The sequence below is a fragment of the Streptococcus sp. k-628 genome (genome assembly GCF_013277475.1).
Taxonomy (GTDB): domain Bacteria; phylum Bacillota; class Bacilli; order Lactobacillales; family Streptococcaceae; genus Streptococcus.
Genome location: NZ_VMMZ01000117.1, coordinates 1 through 2582, shown reverse-complemented (window position 1 = coordinate 2582; position 2582 = coordinate 1). Strand labels below are relative to the sequence as shown.

The window sequence follows — 2582 nt, the reverse complement described above, 5'->3', positions numbered from 1 at the left end:
CTAGCTTCCTAGTTTGCTCTAATATTAGAACATAAAAAATGCTTGGAGTATTTGTTTGTTTGTTTATTTTTATATAACAAACTATAAACACAACAAAAATATAAAAAAAGAGACAAAAATCAACAGAAAACTATTGACAACGATTTCATATAGTGTTATACTTATGGCATAAAGTTAATGGAAAGAAGGGAAAACCTTATGGGATTAGATCATTTCTTTGACAAAAACCTTGTGTTTTGCTTAGAAGCGGATAATCAAGAACATCTCTTTGATCAGGTTGCAACTTTATTGGAAGAACGAGAAATCGTAACTCCGACCTATCGTGAAGCCTTGATCACGCGTGAAAAGTCATTTCCAACTGGCTTAGATATGGAATTTTTGGGTAAGGATTTGCCGAATGTGGCTATTCCTCACACAGATATTGTTCATAATTTAGCGGAGAAAGTTGTGGTCGTTCGATTAGAGAAACCGGTGACTTTCCACAACATGATTGCGCCAGATAAGGAAGTAGAAGTATCCTTGCTCTTCTTTATCATCAATAACTCGAGTTCAAGTCAAACCAATATTCTTGCTCAGTTGATGGACTTTTTCACAGGAAATGGTCATCTTGAAGACCTATCAAAAATTTCTGAACCAGAAGCCCTCTATGCTTATATCGCTGAAGCAATCGCTTAATCTTGTCTATTAAAAATATTAAATCGGAGGAGATCCATATGATTAAAATTCTTGCTGCCTGCGGTGCAGGTGTTAACTCAAGCCACCAAATTAAAAGTGCTCTTGAAGAAGAACTTTCAAACCGTGGTTACGATGTGCACTGTGATGCAGTCATGGTCAAAGACGTTAACGAAGACCTTATCAAAGGTTATGACATCTTCACACCAATTGCTGCGACAGACCTTGGTTTTGACCCAGGTATTCCAGTTATCGAAGCTGGACCAATCTTATTCCGTATCCCAGCTATGAGTGCTCCAGTATATGATAATATTGAAGCGGCTATTAAAGAACACGGGTTAAGCTAATTTTAATTTGTTAACATTCATATAACATAAAAAAGGGAGGAACTGTTATGGATGCAATCTTTGACCTAATCAAAAAGGTTTTCACGCCCGTCTTAGATATGGGTGGACCTGTCATCATGTTAATCATTTTGACAGTATTGGCTCTACTTTTTGGAGTGAAATTCTCCAAAGCGCTTGAAGGTGGTATCAAACTTGCCATCGCTCTTACAGGTATCGGTGCCATCATCGGTATGCTAAACACTGCTTTCTCAGCATCACTAGCAAAATTCGTTGAAAATACTGGTATCCAATTGAGTATTACTGACGTTGGTTGGGCACCACTTGCAACAATCACTTGGGGATCTGCTTGGACACTTTACTTCTTGCTCATCATGTTGATTGTCAACATAGTGATGCTAGCTATGAAGAAAACTGATACACTTGACGTTGATATCTTTGATATCTGGCACTTGTCTATCACAGGTCTTTTGATTAAATGGTATGCAGATAACAACGGTGTGAGTCAAGGGGTTTCACTCTTTATTGCTACAGCAGCTATCGTCCTTGTTGGTGTGTTGAAAATTATCAACTCTGACTTGATGAAACCTACATTTGATGACCTTCTTAACGCTCCAAGTTCATCACCAATGACATCAACTCACATGAACTACATGATGAACCCAGTTATCATGGTTTTGGATAAGATTTTTGAAAAATTCTTCCCAGGTCTTGATAAATACGACTTTGACGCCGCAAAATTGAATAAGAAAATCGGTTTCTGGGGTTCTAAATTCTTTATCGGTTTCATCCTTGGTATCGTTATCGGTATTATGGGAACTCCACATCCAATTGCAGGGGTTGAAGATGCAGATAAATGGCGTCTTGTTATCAGAGGATGGTTGTCTCTTGGTTTGACTGCCGGTGTATCTTTGGAACTCTTCTCACTTATCGGTTCATGGTTCATCGCAGCCGTAGAACCACTTTCACAAGGTATTACAAACGTTGCTACTAAACGTCTTCAAGGACGTAAATTCAACATCGGTCTTGACTGGCCATTCATCGCTGGTCGTGCTGAAATCTGGGCTTGTGCCAACGTACTTGCACCAATTATGTTGGTTGAAGCGGTGCTTCTTTCAAAAGTCGGAAATGGTATCTTGCCACTTGCAGGTATCATCGCTATGGGTGTTACTCCAGCTCTCTTGGTTGTAACTCGTGGTAAATTGCTCCGTATGATCATCTTTGGAACACTCTTGTTGCCACTCTTCCTTCTTTCAGGTACACTTATCGCACCATTTGCAACAGAACTTGCTAAAGGTGTAGGTGCCTTCCCAGCAGGTGTGAGTGAAACTCAATTGATCACTCACTCAACTCTTGAAGGACCAATCGAAAAACTTCTTGGTTGGACAATTGGTAACACTACAACAGGTGATATCAAAGCAATCCTTGGTGCAGTAGTCTTCCTTGTATTCTATATCGGTATCTTTGCTTGGTACAGAAAACAAATGATTAAACGTAACGAAGAGTACGCAGCAAAAGCAAAATAATGCGCTCCTATAAAATGTAAGCTCAATGAAAATCAAAGAG

3 protein-coding genes are annotated in these 2582 nt (G+C 39.2%); all 3 read left to right on the top strand.

Annotation, left to right across the window (positions count from 1 at the left end):
- Positions 1-198 precede the first annotated feature (198 nt).
- Genes HT730_RS10270 through HT730_RS10260 form a run of 3 tightly spaced genes read left to right on the top strand, consistent with a single transcriptional unit; the run spans position 199 to position 2542 of the window.
- On the top strand, positions 199-675 hold the full coding sequence (locus HT730_RS10270; protein WP_000521974.1) for a PTS sugar transporter subunit IIA: 477 nt from the start codon (positions 199-201) through the stop codon (positions 673-675).
- 38 nt (positions 676-713) lie between these two features.
- Complete coding sequence (locus tag HT730_RS10265) at positions 714-1019, top strand: PTS sugar transporter subunit IIB (protein WP_000590550.1); 306 nt, start codon at positions 714-716, stop codon at positions 1017-1019.
- A 47-nt stretch (positions 1020-1066) separates the two neighbouring features.
- Complete coding sequence (locus HT730_RS10260; RefSeq protein WP_173254428.1) at positions 1067-2542, top strand: PTS galactitol transporter subunit IIC; 1476 nt, start codon at positions 1067-1069, stop codon at positions 2540-2542.
- Positions 2543-2582 lie beyond the last annotated feature (40 nt).

What these genes read in the sequence shown, in the direction of transcription:
- HT730_RS10270 (WP_000521974.1), top strand. Translation starts at nt 199, where the DNA reads ATGGGATTAGATCATTTCTTTGACAAAAACCTTGTGTTTTGCTTAGAA.
- HT730_RS10265 (WP_000590550.1), top strand. Translation starts at nt 714, where the DNA reads ATGATTAAAATTCTTGCTGCCTGCGGTGCAGGTGTTAACTCAAGCCAC.
- HT730_RS10260 (WP_173254428.1), top strand. Translation starts at nt 1,067, where the DNA reads ATGGATGCAATCTTTGACCTAATCAAAAAGGTTTTCACGCCCGTCTTA.